Below are 16630 nucleotides of genomic sequence, written 5' to 3' on the forward strand. Positions count from 1 at the left end.
CCGCCCCTCCTCAGAACGCGAACGCGCGGTCGACGGCGTGCAGGACCCGGTCCAGGTCGGGCAGGTAGTGGTCCTCAAGCCGCGAGGGCGGGTAGGGGGTGGAGGGTCCTCCGACCCTCAGGACCGGGGCCTCCAGGTGGTAGAAACACTCCTCGGTGACGCGGGCGGCGACCTCGGCGCCGAAGCCGTTGAAGACGGGCGCCTCGTGCACCACGACGCAGCGCCCGGTCGCGCGCACCGACTCCGTGACCTTCGCGATGTCGAGCGGGTTGAGCGAGCGCAGGTCGACGACCTCCAGGGAGCGGCCGTCCTCCTCGGCCGCCTTCGCGGCCTCAAGGCAGGTCTTCACCATCGGCCCGTACGCGAGCAGGGTGAGGTCCGTCCCCGGCCGCGCCACCCTGGCCTCGTCGAAGGGCGGCCAGCCGGAGGGTTCGACGTCCACCTCGGCCTTCTCCCAGTAGCGCCGCTTGGGCTCGAAGAAGATCACCGGGTCGTCACAGCGGATCGCCTGCTGGATCATGGTGTAGGCGTCGGCCGGGTTGGAGCAGGCCACGACGCGCAGGCCCGCGGTGTGGGTGAAGTAGGCCTCGGGCGACTCGCTGTGGTGCTCCACCGCGCCGATGCCCCCGCCGCACGGAATCCGTACGACGACCGGCAGCCTCAGCTTGCCCAGCGAGCGCAGCGGCATCTTGGCGAGCTGCGTGATGATCTGGTCGGCCGCGGGGAAGACGAACCCGTCGAACTGGATCTCGCAGACCGGGCGGTAGCCGCGCAGCGCCAGGCCGATGGCCGTCCCGACGATGCCCGACTCGGCCAGGGGGGTGTCGATGACCCGCTGCTCGCCGAAGTCCTTCTGCAGGCCGTCCGTCACCCGGAACACCCCGCCGAGCTTGCCCACGTCCTCCCCCATCACGAGGACCTTGGGGTCGTCCTCCATGGCCTTGCGCATCCCCTCGTTGAGCGCCTTGGCCATCGTGAGAATGCTCATGCCTCGAACCCCTCCAGGTAGGTGGCGAACTCGGCACGCTCGGCGTCGATCAGGGAGTGCCGCTCGGCGTAGACGTGGTCGAAGATGGCCGACGGCTCGGGGTCGGGTAGTTCGAGACAGCGTTTGCGGACGTCGCGTCCCAGCTCGTCGGCCTCGGCGTCGACCGCGTCGAAGAACTCCTGGTCGGCGAACTGGTTCTTGAACATGTAGGCCCTGACCCGCTCGATCGGGTCCTTGAGCTTCCACGCCTCCAGCTCGGCGGCCACCCGGTAGCGGGTCGGGTCGTCGGAGGTGGTGTGGGCACCCATCCGGTAGGTGAAGGCCTCGATCAGCATCGGCCCCTGCCCGGACCTGGCGTCGGCGAGCGCCTTGCGGGTGACGGCGAGGCAGGCGAGGACGTCGTTGCCGTCGACACGGACGCCGGGGAACCCGAACCCGCTCGCCCTGCGGTACAGGGGGATGCGCGACTGCTTCTCCAGCGGTTCCGAGATCGCCCACTGGTTGTTCTGACAGAAGAACACCACCGGCGCGTTGAACACCGACGCCCAGATGAACGACTCGTTCACGTCCCCCTGGGAGGTGGCGCCGTCGCCGAAGTAGACGATGCTCGCGGCCTCGGCGCCGTCGCGCTGGATGCCCATCGCGTAGCCGACCGCGTGCAGGGTCTGGCTGCCGATCACGATCGTGTAGAGGTGGAAGTTGTGCTCTGCGGGGTCCCAGCCTCCGTGGTTGACGCCGCGGAACAGGCCGAGCAGGTTGACCGGGTCGACCCCCCTGCACCAGGCCACCCCGTGCTCGCGGTAGGTCGGGAAGGCCATGTCGGCCTCGGTCAGCGCTCGGCCGGAGCCGATCTGCGCGGCCTCCTGCCCGAGCAACGAGGCCCAGAGCCCCAGCTCGCCCTGGCGTTGCAGTGCGACGGCCTCCAGGTCGACGCGGCGGACCATGACCAGGTCCCGGTAGAGCCCGCGGATCTCCTCGGGTGTCAGATCTATGTCGTAGTCGGGATGCTCGACCCGTTCTCCCTCGGGGGTCAGCAGCTGGATGAGCTCCGGAGGTGCTTCCGCACCACGAGAGGCGTCGGCTGTCACGTGCCACTCCTGTGTGCTCGGGGCCGTCTGGATGGGTTCTCCACCGTCGTCCGGCCGATTCGCGACGCGTTCGACCCTTCTGGTGGTGGTTCGTCCGCGCTTGTGGCCATCGTGGCAGAGGTCACATACCTGTGCGCAAGACCTGCCTCGACGTCCATATGATCCCCGTTCCCCGCGCGTTCCTTTTCACCCGCCCGTACCTCCGCGCGAGATCCGGCGTATCGCCTGCCACGTCGGGGATCCAGGGGCGTCACCCGCCGCCGGGTCCCTTCACCCGAGAGATCCGCGACCGCTCACCATCCGTGACCTTTCGCGCGGGATCTGTAGGTCCGGCCCCTGCACCGGAGCGCGGCCGGAGCCCGTTACTCTTGAGGCGCCGGACCGTCCCCGTCTCAACCAGGAGGAATACCGTGGCGCGCGTCATCGTCGACGTCATGCTGAAGCCCGAGATTCTCGACGCGCAGGGGCAGGCGATCGCCCGTGCACTGCCGCGGCTCGGCTTCGCAGGTGTCTCAGCGGTACGGCAGGGCAAGCGGTTCGAGGTGGAGCTCGAAGGGCCCGCCGACGAGGCGGCAATTGCGGACGTCCGAAAAATGGCCGAGACCCTCCTCGCCAACACGGTGATCGAGGACTACACCGTCACCGTCGAGTCCTAGGCCGTCACTCCACGCAGATCGACTGCACAAATCCGGCTATATCCGGCTTTATGGGCGGAGCAATCCCACGGCTTGACCACCAGTCAATAACATTACGGTTATTTTGCGGTTAGCCCGGATTCTGCAGGGAAGCCTTCACGAGGTGACGTCTTACCCCGGGAGGAAACCGGTGGACATGGAGTTCTCGCTGGCTCTGCCACGACAGGCCGTCGGTATCCCGATGGTCCGCAGGGCGCTCGGTGACTCCCTGCGCTCACTCGGCGTCACGGAAGACTGCGTCGCCGACATCCTGCTGGCGGTGACCGAGGCGTGCGCCAACGCCGTGAGACACGGGGGTCCGGCCACTCGTTACGAGGTCGAGACCACCATCGGCCACGGTCGCTGCGACGTCCGCATCATCGACCGGGGCCAGGGCCTCGTCCGGGTGCCCGAGCACTACCCGCCGACCGACGCCGAGAACGGCAGGGGCCTGCTGATCATGCAGGCCGTGGTCGACGAGATCTCCTTCGACATCACTCCCGGCCGCGGAACCGTCGTGCACCTGTGCAAGCACCTCGACTGGGACCACGACGCCGCCTACCTCCGCGACCGGGTGCTCGCCGCCGTCTGAAAGGCCCGCCCGGCCGCGCACCCGAGGCCATACAAGATCGTACGAGGCCGTACGAACCCGGCGGCCGCCCGCTGAGCTGTGCGATCGGACACTCCGCGCCTGAGCGCCCACCGGGAGCGGATAACCTGGAAGCACCGCCGCGGACCGACGTCCGAGTGTGTGAGACGCCGGCGCGGTGCTCGTTTGTGGAGGGGAACGCTGTCTTGTCTTCTTCCCCACGGCTGAAGCCGAAGGCAGGGTCTCCGCGCTGAAAGGAACACGATGAGTGCTGCCCGCGTGGGCGTGGTCACTTTTCCCGGAACTCTCGACGATCAGGACGCGGCTCGCGCCGTGCGCCACGCGGGCGGTGAGGCCGTCCCGCTGTGGCACGCCGACCCCGACCTCAAGGGAGTCGACGCGGTCTTCCTGCCCGGCGGATTCTCCTACGGAGACTACCTGCGCTGCGGGGCCATCTCCAGGTTCGCGCCGCTGATGGAGGAGCTGATCCCCGCCGCCAGGGCCGGGCTGCCGGTGCTCGGCACCTGCAACGGCTTCCAGATCCTCTGCGAGGCCCACCTGCTGCCCGGGGCGCTGATGCGCAACGCCGGGCTGCACTACGTCTGCCGCGACCAGGGCATCCGGGTCGAGAACACCGCCACCCCCTGGACCTCCGACTTCACCGAGGGTCAGGAGATCGTGCTGCCGATCAAGCACGGCGAGGGCCGCTACGTCGCCGACGAGGCGACCCTGAGCGCTTTGGAAGCGGGCGGGCAGGTCGTCTTCAGGTACGCGGGCGGCAACCCCAACGGCTCCCTGAACGACATCGCGGGCATCCGCAACGAGGCCGGAAACATCGTCGGTCTCATGCCGCACCCCGAGCACGCCGTCGAGGATCTCACCGGCGCCCCGAGCACCGACGGCCGCGGCTTCTTCTCCTCGATCCTGAAGAATCTGGTGAACGCATGAGTCTCGACACCGTCAAGCGGGCCGAGGACACCCCGGACGAGCGCCAGCCGTACGCCGAGCTGGGCATGAAGCTCGACGAGTACGAGCGGGTCCGCCAGATCCTCGGCCGCCGGCCCACCGGCTCCGAGCTCGCCATCTACAGCGTCATGTGGAGCGAGCACTGCTCCTACAAGTCGTCCAAGGTGCACCTGCGCCAGTTCGGCACCAAGGCCCCCAAGTCGGAGGCGCTGCTCGTCGGGATGGGGGAGAACGCCGGGGTCGTGGACATCGGCGACGGCTGGGCCGCCACCTTCAAGATCGAGTCGCACAACCACCCGTCCTACGTCGAGCCTCACCAGGGCGCGGCGACCGGCGTCGGCGGCATCGTCCGCGACATCATGTCGATGGGCGCCCGGCCGATCGCGGTGATGGACGCGCTCCGCTTCGGCGCGGCCGACGCCCACGACACCCGCCGGGTGCTGCCCGGCGTGGTCGAGGGCATCAGCCACTACGGCAACTGCCTGGGCCTGCCCAACATCGGCGGCGAGGTCGTCTTCGACCCCTGCTACATCGGCAACCCGCTGGTCAACGCCCTGTGCGTCGGCCTGCTGCGCAAGGACCAGATCAAGCTCGCGGTGGCACCGGGTCCCGGCAACAAGGTCGTCCTGTTCGGCGCCCTCACCGGCCCCGACGGCATCGGCGGCGCGTCCGTGCTCGCCTCTGCCACGTTCGAGGACGAGTCGCAGGCCAAGCGCCCCAGCGTCCAGGTCGGCGACCCCTTCATGGAGAAGCTGCTGATCGAGTGCTGCCTGGAGCTGTACCAGGCGGACGTGGTCGTCGGCATCCAGGACCTCGGCGCCGCAGGCGTCTCCTGCGCGACCACCGAACTCGCGGCCAAGGGCACCGGCGGCATGGACGTCAGGCTCGACCTCGTACCGCTGCGCGATCCCTCGCTGCGGCCCGAGGAGATCCTGATGAGCGAGTCGCAGGAGCGCATGATGGCGGTCGTCACCCCCGACGACATCGATGCCTTCATGGCGATCTGCGCGAAGTGGGACATCCCCGCGACCGTGATCGGCGAGGTCACCGACTCCAGTCGCCTCGTGATGACCTGGCACGGCGAGACCATCGTCGACATCCCGCCGGGCACCGCGGCCGACGAGGGCCCGGTCTACGAGCGGCCGTTCCACGAGCCCGCCGGCCAGGTCGCGCTGAACGGCGACGCCCCCGGCCGTCTCGCCCGCCCCGCCGACCTGCGCGCGACGCTGCTCGAACTCCTCGGCTCGCCGAACCTCGCGTCCAAGGAGTGGGTCACCTCCCAGTACGACCGGTACGTCCGCGGCAACACCGTGCTGGCCCAGCCCGCCGACGCGGGCGTGCTGCGCATCAGCGAGGCGATGCCCGGCGCCGAGGAGACGACCAGGGGCATCGCGCTCGCCACCGACGGCAACGGCCGCTACACCCGCCTCGACCCGTACGCAGGGGCACAGCTCGCCCTCTCCGAGGCGTACCGGAACGTGGCCGTGACCGGCGCGACGCCGCTCGCGGTGACGAACTGCCTCAACTTCGGCTCCCCCGAGGACCCCGAGGTCATGTGGCAGTTCTCCGAGGCCGTGCGCGGTCTCGCCGACGCCTGCAAGACCCTCGGCGTCCCGGTGACCGGCGGCAACGTCTCGTTCTACAACCAGACGGGATCCGTCCCGATCCACCCGACGCCGGTCGTCGGCGTGCTGGGCGTCATCGACGACGTGGCCTCGCGGGTGCGCACCGGCTTCACCGGCGGCGGCGACAGGATCGTCCTGCTCGGCGAGACCGAGGAGGAGTTCGGCGGCTCGGAGTGGGCGCACGTGGCCCACGGCCACCTCGGTGGCCTGCCGCCGGTGGCGCGGCTGGAGTCGGAGCGCGACCTCGCCCTCGTCCTGACGGAGGCCGCCGCACAGGGGTTGCTCACCGGTTCTCACGACCTGTCGGACGGCGGGCTGGCCATCGCCCTCGCCGAGGCCTGCATCGCCCAGGGCGTGGGCTGCGAGGTCTCCTTGACGGGCGACGACGCGTTCGTCGACCTGTTCAGCGAGTCGTCGGCCCGCGCGCTGGTGACCGTCGCGCCGGAGTCGTTCGACGCCTTCGCGCAGCTGTGCGCGGCCCGCGACGTCCCCTGCTACGGCCTGGGCACCACCGGTGGCGACTCGCTGAAGGTGGAGGGCGTCCTGGAGATCCCGGTCGCCGAGCTCAGGGAGACCCACACGTCCACCCTGCCGGGCATCTTCGGCTGATCCTCGTACGAGATCCCAGGGATCTCGGAGGTCTTTTCTTTGGGAGGCCGGGCCCTTCACCGTCGTGTGACGGTGAGGGGCCCGGCCGATCTATATGGATCACACGGTCGGCGCGGGGAGACGGCGTGGTGAGGACGGTGAGTCCCCACCGCGCCGCCCGCCCTTCGCGTTCCCGCGAAAACGGGCCGGACGGATCACGTGGGTCGCGTTCCCGTGAACCGGGTCGGGCGACCGGACGGATCACGAGGACGGCGCCCGGGCACGAGGATTCCCTTCCTGTGACCGCCACCGGTGGCATCACACGGTGGATCGCGCGGCCGTCCGCGTTCCACGGCACGTGAGCGCCCTGACAACCGTCCGGGATCTCTCACGTGCCGGTGGAGTGCCGCCGTAGATCAGGAGGCGCTCATGCAGAGCGCGTAGGCGGTGCCGCTGGTGTTCTTGCCGGCCACGGTCCAGCCGCTGCCGCTGGGCGCGCTCGTGTAGATCTGACCTGAAGCGCTACCACCGCTGCTGCTGAAGCCGCCACCCGTGACGACCTTGCCCGCACCGCAGCTCACGCTCTTGCTTCCGCCCTGACCGCCGAATGAGAAGGAGTCGGTGACGGTGGTGATGGTCGGGACAGCGCCCTTGCCGTCCTTACCTGCGGGACCGGCAGGACCCGCAGGTCCCGCGGGTCCGGCCGGACCGGTCTTGCCGTCCTCACCCTGGAGACCCTTGTCACCCTTGGGACCGGCAGGACCGGCAGGCCCCTGCTTGCCGTCGTCACCCTTGGGACCCTGGAAGCCCCTGTCACCCTTGGGACCGGCGGGACCCTGGTGGCCCTTGTCGCCCTTGGGACCGGCGGGACCCTGAAGGCCCTTGTCACCCTTGTCACCCTTGGGACCGGCGGGTCCCTGAGCGCCCGGCTTGCCCTCTTCACCCTGCGGACCCTGTGGGCCGGTGTTGCCCTTCTCCCCGTCGGCCCCCTTGGGACCCTGCGGGCCGGCCTCGCCCTTGACACCCTGCGGGCCGGTGGCGCCGTTCTTGCCGGGAAGCCCGCGCAGCCCCTGCGGACCCTGCGGGCCCTGCGGTCCGGCGTCGCCCTTGAGGCCCTGCGGACCGCGCTCGCCCTGCGGGCCGGCGCTGGCGATGCCCTGCTGCTGGGCCTCGCCCTGCTGCCCCCACCTGATCCGGATCTCGGTCGTCCTGCACTTGGCCGTCGCGTTGACGATCCGGGTGTAGCGCGTCTGCTTGTGAACGCACGCGTGAATCTCCGCGCCCGCCGACGAGGCGACGGCACTGCCGCCCGCGGTGAACAGCGTTCCGACGAGCACGCCAACGGTGACGGCGGCGAGCGAGCGTCCGCCCGGCAACCTGATAGCCACTGGGCTTCCTTTCTGCGACACCAGAGCCTGGTGTGATTGAAGAGGTACACGTAGTACACGTTTCAAGCGTTCCAAGGGTTGGCACGCCAAACATCACGCTTAGGCCTCGAAACCCTGCCGTTCGACTCGCCTGCCGACACCTGCCGCGTACGGGATAATCGGGCCGTTCGGGGGAACCCGCCCGCTGGGCGCGGACGAACAAAGACAGGGAACCGACAGGGTTCTCCAGACGCGGAGGCCACCGTGCCGACCATCAACCCGACAGACGCGGTCTCGGAAGACCACGCCCGGCGGGAACCGTACCTTCCACCGGCGACCCAGCCGATCCGCACCGTGGTGTGGGCGCTGCATCTGGCGCTGCCGATGCTCGGGCTCTGGCTGCTGCTCGCCGAGCCCGACCTGAACATCGTGTTGCACGACAATCCCAGTCATTTCTGGCTGATCATCACCATCGCCGGGATCAACCTGGTCCTGGGGCTCATGGTCGGCGAGGCGTCGGCCCGGCGCTCGGACGCCCGCCTGCTGCTGGTCTCCCTGGTCTTCCTGAGCGGCGCGGGATCGTTCCTGGTGCACGGGCTGACCACGCCGGGGATCATCCTGGAGGGCACGAGCTACGGCTTCGACCTCTCCCATCCGGTCGGTCTTCTCGTCGCCTCGGTGTTCGCGTTCGCGTCGGCGCTCCCCCTGGGCGAGCGGGCGGCCGAGGCCGTGCTGAGAAACCAGATGTGGCTGCGCGGAGGACTCGCCGCCCTGATCATCGGGTGGGGGGTGGCCTGTCTGGTACCGGACCTCACCCCGCTCAGCGGCTCGCCTCCCATGGGGACGGGCCTGGGCGGGCTGGAGTGGGTCGGGGTGGCCCTGTTCGCGGCTGCGTCGGCGATGATGTTCCAGCTGCACCGCAGACGCCCGGCGGTCGTGCTGATCAGCCTGGTCACCGCGTACGCGCTCCTCGCCGAGGCGCTGGTCGCGGGGTTGTCCCACCGCAACTGGCACCTGTCGTGGTGGCTGTGGCACGCGCTGCTGACCACCGCGTTCGTCTTCGTCGCCTACAGCGCCTACCTGCAGTTCCGGCGTGAGGGCACCAGCGCGGGGCTGTTCGACTCGGTGGCGCTGTCGGCGACGGTCCGCAGGATCAGAGCCGACTACGAGGCCGCCCTGGAGGAGCTCGTCGGCCACCTGCGGCGCAGGGAGGAGAGCAGGGTCCCGATCGCGGACAGGCTGGCGGGCAAGTTCGGGCTCACCGAGTCGCAGGCGGCGGTGCTCGACCGGGCGGGTGAGGCGCTCGCCAACGAGCGGGAGCTGAGCGACCGGCTCGCGGCGCTGGTCGACATCGGCAGGCAGGCCCGCGTGGGCCTGCCGGAGAAGGAGATGCTCGCCCAGGGCCTCGACCGCGTCCGGCAGGCGTACGGGGACGTACGGATCAAGCTGGTCGACAACGGCCGGGTCACCGTGAACTCCACGGAGTACGGCCGGCGGGACTTCCCCGAGGACCGGCCGATCCGGCTGGAGGGGAAGGTCATCCACCCGCTGATGGTGAAGGGCAGGCTCGCCGGGGCGATCGAGGTGCCGATCGGCAGGACCCCGCAGGACGAGGCGCTCGCCGCCACGCTCGCCGGCCAGATGTCCATCTCCCTGGAGAACGCCCGGCTCTACAGCGAGCTGGAGACCCTCTTCCGGCAGTACATGTCACCGGACGTGGCCCAGTCGCTGCTCGCCGACCCCCAGACCGCGGCGCTCGGTGGTGAGCTGGTGGAGCTAACCGCGCTCTTCGCCGATCTGAAGGGCTTCACGAGCTTCTCCGAGCGGGTGGCGCCCGGCGAGATCGTCGAGATGCTGAACCGCTACCACACCGCGGCCGTGCCCATCGTGCTCGGCAACGGCGGCACGATCGTGCAGTTCGTGGGTGACGCGCTGCTCGCGCTGTTCAACGCCCCGGCCCGGCAGGAGGACCATGCCCTCGCCGCGGTGCGGGCGGGCCTCGCGATGCAGCGGGCCGCTGAGGAGATCGCGGAGGGAATGCCCGGATATCCTCGCTTCAGAATTGGGATCAACACCGGTGAGGCGCTCGTCGGAAACATCGGCAGCCCCGAGTTGCGTGGTTTCAACGCGATGGGCGACTGCGTCAACGTGGCCGCCCGGCTTGAGGGGATCGCCGAGCCGGGCAGCGTCGTGATCGGCCAGAGCACCCTCGACCTGGTCGGCCCCCGGGCCGAGACCCGACCGCTGGGCCCGCTCAGCCTCAAGGGCAGGGCGCAACCCGTCCATGCCTACGTACTGGCCGATCTCAGGTAAAAGTACCTTTCGCCGCGAGAGCGGTGCGAACACAATCGAAGTCGCCAGGAGGTGGTCATGATTTCTTCCCCCGAACCGGGCGAATTCATCACGTTGCTCACGGAAGACGAGGTGAAGGCTCTGTACGCCGCCGGGAGGCCCCGGCGCTGGGACAGGGGTGACACGGTGTGCACCGAGGGCGACGAGAGCGACTGGGTGCTCGTCCTCACCTCCGGTCGCGTCAAGGTCTCCTCGCACACCGCGGTCGGCAGTGAGGTGGTCCTCGCGGTACGGGGACCCGGTGCGCTGCTCGGCGAGTTCGCGGCGATCGACGGGCTGCCCAGGTCCGCCACGGTCACCGCCCTCGAACCCGTGGAAGGGATCACGATCCGCGACTTCTCCTCGTACCTGCGTGCCCACGGGAGGGTCGCCGTACTGCTGATGCGGATGGTGATCGGCAAGATGCGCGACTCCGACCGCAAGCGCATCGAGTACGGCGCGTTCGACACCACCGGCCGCGTGGCCACCCGGCTGGTGGAGCTGGCCGAGCGGTACGGCGAGCCGGACAACGGCGGGGTGCGGGTGGCGCTGCCCCTCTCTCAGGACGAGCTCGCCGGCTGGACCGGGGCCTCCCGCGAGGCGGTCAGCAAGGCGCTGCGCTCCCTGCGTGATCGCGGGCTGATCGAGACGGGCCGGCGCCGCGTGATCATCCACGACATGGAGGGCCTGCGCAAACGAGCCCGCTGAGGGCCCCGACGGGGCGACGTACGACGTCCGGCAGACTTGGAGGTATGGTCGCAATCCCCCAAGACCTACCCGGATCCCCCGAATACGCATCTAAGCTCCGTTACGCATGGCGGGTCTGCTCGGTCACCAGCCTCGGCCTGGTCTTGATCGGCATCTCGGGCAGCACCCTGAACGTGGCGCTTCCCACCGTGGTCAGGCACTTCCACGCCGACGCGTTCTCCGCGGGCTGGGTCCTGCTCGCCTTTCTGCTCGTCAACACCGCGACGCTGGTGTTCTTCGGCAGGGTGGCCGACCTGCTCGGGCGCCGGGAGATCTACCTCGCGGGGTTCGTCCTGTTCACCGTGGGGTCACTGCTCGCCGGACTGTCGCCGGGCATCTGGTTCCTGATCGCGATGCGCGCGGTGCAGGCGATCGGTGCCGCGATGATCCTCGCCAACGGCACCGTGATCATCACCGACGCCTTCCCTCCCGACAGGCTCAGCCAGGGCATGGGCGTCTACATCGGCACCCTCTCGGTCGCCCAGCTCGCCGGTCCCACCCTGGGCGGCCTCATCGCCGACACCGCGGGCTGGCAGTGGGTCTTCTGGATGAACGTGCCCGCAGGGCTGATCGCCCTCGTCTGGGGCGCGTTCACGCTGCGCCACGTCCCGCGGGGGGCGCGCCGGCCGGTGGACGCGCTCGGCAACCTGATCGTGTTCGCCGCTCTCTCCGCGGCCCTGATCGCGCTGTCCGAGGCGGGATCGCGCGGCCTGTCGAGCCCCGTGGTGATCGTCGGCGTGGCGATCGCGGCGGTACTGGTGCCGGCGCTGGTCGTGGTGGAGCGCCGGGCCTCGCATCCCGTACTCGACGTGGGGCTGTTCGGCGAGCGCGTGCTCGCCTTCGCCAACCTCGCCTCCTTCTGCAACGCGCTGGCGCGCTCCGCGCTGATCCTGCTGGTCGCCCTCTACTTCCAGGCCGCCAGGGGTCTCGACGCCGTCACCGCGGCCCTGGGTGTGCTTCCCGTCCCGATCGGCATGGCCCTCGCCTCCCCGATCACCGGCGCCCTCGGCCGCCGCATCAGGCCGTACGCGCTCTCGGTGGGCGGCGCCCTGATGAGCGCGACCGGGCTGGGCGTCCTGCTGCTGAACACCGCCCCCGCCACGCCGTACTGGATCATCGCGGCGGGTCTGTTCCTGTGCGGCTGCGGCAGCGGCACCTTCATAACCGGCAACACGACCCAGGTCATGTCCGCCCTGCCCGCGGGGAGCCTGGGCGTGGTGAACGGCTTCCGACTCATGATCATGAACGTCGGGATCGTGTTGAGCGTCGCCCTCACGCTCAGCATCCTGTCCGGCTCGGTCAGTGCCGAACTGCGCGGCCAGGTCTACGCGGGCACGCTGTCGCGCCTGTCCCCCGTCGCCGTCGAGCATCTGATGACCGGCTTCCAGAGGACCTACGCCGTCCTGTTCGTCGTCGCGCTCACGGGCGCCCTCACGGCCGCCCTCGCCCGTCCCCGTCTCCTCGACCGTCCAGCGTGACGCCGCCCCCGGTCGGCCTTCGCGAACCGCGTACTCACCTTCCCCGCCGCCCCGTGATCGGCGAGACGACCCCACCGTCCCCCGGCGGATCCCCCTGACTCTCGCGTGGGCGCCGGGGGTGACCGTGCACGGTCGACGTCGCGTGTCGTCTCGCCGATCGAGGGGGACGCGGGTCAGGAACCGATCTTGCCGCCCTTCGCGTGCCAGGCGACCACGACGGACGGGCGGGGCTGGGAGGTGCCGCCGTCGGGCCAGCGGCTGCTGGGGGCCTCCGGAGTGGCGCCGTTGGTCTCACCGGGGTGCTGCACGGCGACGAAGACGCTGCGCTGGTCCTCGCTGACCAGCGGACCGCAGGTCTCGGCGCCGACCGGCACGCTCAGGAACTGCTTCAGGTGGCCGCGCTCGGGACCACTGACCGGCATGACGAACAGGCCGTCGTTGGCGCCGAGCTGGCTGCCGTCGGTGGAGATCCAGAGGTTGCCGTCCGCGTCGAAGGCGACGTTGTCGGGGCAGGAGATCGCCGAGACCTTGGTCTTGTCGAACCCCGCGAAGTAGGTCGCCGGGTCGTTCGGGTCGCCGCAGACCAGGGGCAGGGACCAGGCGAAGGTCGTGGCCCCGGCGTCGTTGCGCCGTTCGACGATCTCCAGGACGTGGCCGTGCTTGTTGGCCGGGCGCGGGTTCGCCTCGTCCACCTGGGCCGGGGTCCGGTTGGTGTTGTTCGTCAGTGCCACGTAGACGCCGCCGGTGACGGGGTTGCGCTCCACGTCCTCAGGACGGTCCATCTTCGTCGCGCCGACCTTGTCGGCCGCCGTACGCGTGTAGACGAGCACCTCCTCGGCCGTCATCCCGGGAACGTGCGAGACCTTGCCGGTGACGAGCGGGATCCACTCGCCCGAGCCGTCGAACAGTCCGTCGGCGGGAAGCCTGCCGGTGCCGTCGATCTCGGTGGCCGGGCTGTCGCCGGTGAACTTCGCCACGTACAGCGTGCCGTCGTCCAGCAGGGTCCGGTTGTGCCGGTCGAAGCCCCGGATGTAGCGCTGCCGGGAGACGAACTTGTAGACGTACTCGAACCGGGAGTCGTCACCCATGTAGGCGACCACCCGGCCGTCGGCGGCGAGGGAGGTGGTGGCGCCCTCGTGGGCCATCCTGCCCAGGGCGGTGCGCTTGATCGGGGTGGAGTCGGGGTCGAACGGGTCGATCTCCACGATCCAGCCGGTGCGGTTGATCTCGTTCGGGTGCCTGGCCAGGTCGAAGCGCTCCTCGACCCGGTCGAACCTGCGGTTGCCGCTCGGGATGCCCGTGGTGGTGTTCACCCCGTACCGGGCGAGGTACGGCTTCTGCGCCTCGGGCACGCCGTTGCCGTTGACGAAGTACTGGTTGAAGTTCTCCTCGCCGCTGAGCACCGTGCCCCACGGCGTGGTGCCGCCCGCGCAGTTGTTCAGCATGCCGATCGGCGTGGTGCCCCGGGGGTCGGCCGTGGTCCTCAGCAGGGCGCTTCCGGCCGCCGGGCCGGCGAACCTCATGGGGGTCTGCACGGTGATGCGGCGGTTGTAACGGCGGGGGCCCTTGGTGACCAGCTTCCACTGGCCGGAGCCGCCCACCCGCTCGATCTCGACCACCGAGCCGCCGTGCGCCGCCAGCGCGATCCTGATCTGCTCCTCCGTCGCGGCGGTGCCGTCCGTGTAGCCGCGGAACATGAGGTTCTCGTCGGTGTACTCGTGGTTGACCCAGAGCAGACCCCGGTGCTGCCCCATCGGGAAGAGGGTGACGTAGTCGCAGTTGTAGCCGAACTGCTTGGCCTGCGCGGCGGCAGTCTGCTTCTCGAAGTCGAATGCGGGGGCGCCGGGCAGAACCGGGTCGCCCCAGCGCACCACGGCCGCCGACAGGTAGCCCGAGGGGACCGTCACCTTGTCGTCGGTGTTCGGCGCGATGGCGGTGAAGCGGAGGCCGTCCTTCTGACCAGGGCCGTGGCCCGGACCGTGGCCGTGACCTCCGCCGGAGGTCTTCGCGTTCACATCCGTGTCCGGGTCGGCGAGGGCGGGGGCCGCCGTACCGAGCCCGACTCCGGCGACGACCGCGCCCAGGGCGCCGGCGCGCAGCATGCCCCTGCGGGTCATCGCCTCGGCGACCACGTCGCCGAAGTAGGTGTTGTCGCTGGTGTTCACCACATCGTGAGCGCACTGGTCACCGCAGCGGAACCGGCAGGTGAGCGCGCTGCGGCCCCCCTTGTGCGGGCTCGTGAGCAGGGGGAGCAGTCGGCGCGGTGACGTGTTCGCCACGGGGTCCTCCAAAAAGGGGCGAGGTCTTCCGGCCCGGAGGCTACGTGCGCCGGCCGAACCTGAGGTGAACGACGTTTGCCGGGATAATGAACCGTCTGTCCGAATGAGCTGTTCAGGCGAGCGTCACGCCCCGGACGAGCGGGCCCGTACGGGCCGCTCCGACACCGTCCGGAAGGTGCGAGTGGGCCCGGAGCCGTCCGCGGGCGCCGCTCAGGCGGGCATCATGGAGGGCGTGCCACCTCACAAACCCGACCCGGCCAAGGTCCGCGCCGCTCTCGACACCCAGCTGAGCGCCCTCGACGAACCACCCTACGACGGGCCGGGTGGGCTCGCGGCGCTGCTCGGCGCCTGCGTGAGCGTGGTGCTTCGAGCCTTCGCACGGGAGGTCCGCCCGGAGCGGGACATCACCCGCTTCGCCGTACGGCACCTGCTGGACGAGCTCGCGACAGCGGCCCCCGGCAGGACCGTCGAGGTGCGGGTCCCGCCCTACGCGGCGGTGCAGTGCGTGGAGGGGCCCCGTCACACCCGGGGCACCCCGCCCAACGTGGTGGAGACCGACGCGCGCACCTGGCTGGAACTCGCCACCGGCGGCCTGACCTGGTCGGAGGCGACGGCGGCGGGAAAGATCGCGGCGAGCGGCGCCCGCGCCGACCTGTCCGGCCATTTGCCTCTGCGATAACCCCCGGATACGCCGGGCACCCCCGGCGACGCTCGGCCCCCGGGTACGCCGTGGTACGCCGTCACGTGCCCTCACCGCACGCCCTTGATCCCCACCCGCCGTCACGTGCCCCCACGTACGCCCGTGAGCCCCGCCCGCCGTTACGGGGCGGGCGGAACCTGGATGCCGAACCTGTCCTCGACACAGCGCCGCTGGAGCTCGGGAGGCAGGTTCATGCAGTCGCCGACCTTGCTGTAGACCCAGCTCAGGAACACCGCCGCGATCACCAGGGTGAGCAGGCTCAGCACGATCCCCACCCAGGCGCGGCCTGGAGCCGACCGCTTGGTGAGCGCGACGATGCCGATGATCAGGCCGACGACCGCCACCAGTACGCCGAGGCCGCAGACGACGAGCGAGAGGATCGCGACGATCCCGAGCACGAGCGCGGCGGTGCCCAGCTTCCCGCTGGACCGGCGCCCCTCGTCCTGATACGCCGGATAGGGCGTGGCGTACGGGTAGGCGGGCGCGCCCGGCGGTGCGGGGTACGGGGTGCCGGCATAGGGCTGCTGGGAGGGGTCGGTCCCGGGTGGCGGCACTCCCGGACCACCGTAGGGCTGCCCGGCCTGCTGCGTCTCCCCGTATCTCGGCTGCTCGTATCCCGGTCCCGGTTGCTCGTAGCGTCCCGGTCCCGGTTGCTCGTAGCGCGAGGGCGGGGTGGGGGGCTCAGGGATCTCGGGGTGATCCGTCTCGGGCCTGCCGGACTCGCCGGAGGTCTCCGAGGCGCTCTCCCAGCCGGGGTAGGCGGACGGCGTGGTGCCGGGCACCGTGTAGGGCTGCCCCTCGGGCTCCCCGGCTCCCTTGGACGTCCCCTCCCGTGCTCCTTCGGGTGTCCTCTCGGGTGCCCCCTCGGACGACGGGCCGATCGGCGATCCCTGCGCCCCGAGGCTTCCCGGGGTCCCGGGAGACCCCGGCGTGACGTGCCTGCCACCCCCCTGGTCGGGCGGGGGTACCTCGGGCGCGGTCGGCGTGTCCGGGTGCGGCGGCACCTGCGGTTCCGTGGGGATGGAGGACGGCCGCCAGGTCGGCTCGTTGGGATCGGGCACGGGTGTTTCTGGGTCCGGCTCCTCCCACGGCTCGGGAACCGACGGCGTCGGGGGGGTCGGGGGGGGGGGGGCCCCCCCCCCCCCCCCCCCCCCCGCCCCCCGCGCCCCCCCCCCCCCCCCCGCCCCCCCGGGGGGGGCCGGCCCCCCCC

The 16630-nt window shown here is 70.5% G+C and carries 13 protein-coding genes; 8 read left to right on the forward strand and 5 right to left on the reverse strand.

Annotated features, from left to right (window positions below; all coding sequences use genetic code 11):
- Positions 1 to 10: 10 nt before the first annotated feature.
- Positions 11 to 988 (reverse strand): alpha-ketoacid dehydrogenase subunit beta, encoded by a 978-nt coding sequence (locus ABZ664_RS38055; protein WP_362521859.1) that lies wholly within the window; start codon positions 986 to 988, stop codon positions 11 to 13.
- Entirely contained in the window at positions 985 to 2076 is a 1092-nt protein-coding gene (gene pdhA, locus ABZ664_RS38060; RefSeq protein ID WP_362521861.1) for a pyruvate dehydrogenase (acetyl-transferring) E1 component subunit alpha, read from the reverse strand. Before pdhA ends, ABZ664_RS38055 begins: the two co-directional genes overlap by 4 nt.
- A 410-nt stretch (positions 2077 to 2486) precedes the next feature.
- Between pdhA and purS the strand changes: the two genes are divergently transcribed.
- The 4 genes from purS to purL all read left to right on the forward strand — a co-directional run bounded on the left by purS (position 2487) and on the right by purL (position 6539).
- On the forward strand, positions 2487 to 2732 hold the full coding sequence (purS, locus tag ABZ664_RS38065; protein WP_350950147.1) for a phosphoribosylformylglycinamidine synthase subunit PurS: 246 nt from the start codon (positions 2487 to 2489) through the stop codon (positions 2730 to 2732).
- Between the two features lie 175 nt (positions 2733 to 2907).
- Entirely contained in the window at positions 2908 to 3342 is a 435-nt protein-coding gene (locus ABZ664_RS38070) for an ATP-binding protein (protein ID WP_362521863.1), read from the forward strand.
- 261 nt (positions 3343 to 3603) lie between these two features.
- Entirely contained in the window at positions 3604 to 4287 is a 684-nt protein-coding gene (gene purQ / locus ABZ664_RS38075; RefSeq protein WP_362521865.1) for a phosphoribosylformylglycinamidine synthase subunit PurQ, read from the forward strand.
- Positions 4284 to 6539 carry a phosphoribosylformylglycinamidine synthase subunit PurL gene (gene purL / locus ABZ664_RS38080; protein ID WP_362521867.1) on the forward strand — a complete coding sequence of 752 codons (2256 nt, stop codon included), beginning with the start codon at positions 4284 to 4286 and terminating at the stop codon, positions 6537 to 6539. Before purQ ends, purL begins: the two co-directional genes overlap by 4 nt.
- Before the next feature lie 395 nt (positions 6540 to 6934).
- Here purL and ABZ664_RS38085 read toward each other — a convergent pair whose 3' ends face one another.
- Positions 6935 to 7906 (reverse strand): hypothetical protein, encoded by a 972-nt coding sequence (locus ABZ664_RS38085; protein WP_362521869.1) that lies wholly within the window; start codon positions 7904 to 7906, stop codon positions 6935 to 6937.
- Positions 7907 to 8149: 243 nt separating this feature from the next.
- Between ABZ664_RS38085 and ABZ664_RS38090 the strand changes: the two genes are divergently transcribed.
- From ABZ664_RS38090 to ABZ664_RS38100, 3 genes are read left to right on the forward strand one after another with little or no spacing between them, the layout of a single operon-like run.
- Positions 8150 to 10198, forward strand: coding sequence for an adenylate/guanylate cyclase domain-containing protein (locus tag ABZ664_RS38090; protein WP_362521871.1), 2049 nt, complete (start codon positions 8150 to 8152; stop codon positions 10196 to 10198).
- A 57-nt stretch (positions 10199 to 10255) separates the two neighbouring features.
- The gene (locus tag ABZ664_RS38095; protein WP_362521873.1) at positions 10256 to 10924 is read left to right on the forward strand and encodes a Crp/Fnr family transcriptional regulator; all 669 of its coding nucleotides are present in this window, start codon (positions 10256 to 10258) and stop codon (positions 10922 to 10924) included.
- Positions 10925 to 10968: 44 nt separating this feature from the next.
- Positions 10969 to 12441, forward strand: a complete 1473-nt coding sequence (locus ABZ664_RS38100; RefSeq protein WP_362521875.1) for an MFS transporter — start codon at positions 10969 to 10971, stop codon at positions 12439 to 12441.
- 173 nt (positions 12442 to 12614) lie between these two features.
- On the opposite strand, the gene ABZ664_RS38105 is transcribed toward ABZ664_RS38100, so the two are convergent.
- Positions 12615 to 14720: a PhoX family phosphatase gene (locus tag ABZ664_RS38105; RefSeq protein ID WP_362521877.1), complete on the reverse strand. Its 2106-nt coding sequence runs from the start codon at positions 14718 to 14720 to the stop codon at positions 12615 to 12617.
- 232 nt (positions 14721 to 14952) lie between these two features.
- Between ABZ664_RS38105 and ABZ664_RS38110 the strand changes: the two genes are divergently transcribed.
- A complete protein-coding gene (locus tag ABZ664_RS38110) occupies positions 14953 to 15399 on the forward strand; it encodes a sterol carrier family protein (protein WP_362521879.1) in 447 nt (148 codons plus the stop codon).
- 140 nt (positions 15400 to 15539) lie between these two features.
- Here the strand turns inward: ABZ664_RS38110 and ABZ664_RS38115 are convergent, their stop codons facing one another.
- A complete protein-coding gene (locus ABZ664_RS38115; RefSeq protein ID WP_362521881.1) occupies positions 15540 to 16481 on the reverse strand; it encodes a hypothetical protein in 942 nt (313 codons plus the stop codon).
- Between the last annotated feature and the right edge of the window lie 149 nt (positions 16482 to 16630).

It is taken from the genome of Streptosporangium sp. NPDC006930, from assembly GCF_040635605.1.
Classification (GTDB): Bacteria; Actinomycetota; Actinomycetes; order Streptosporangiales; family Streptosporangiaceae; genus Streptosporangium.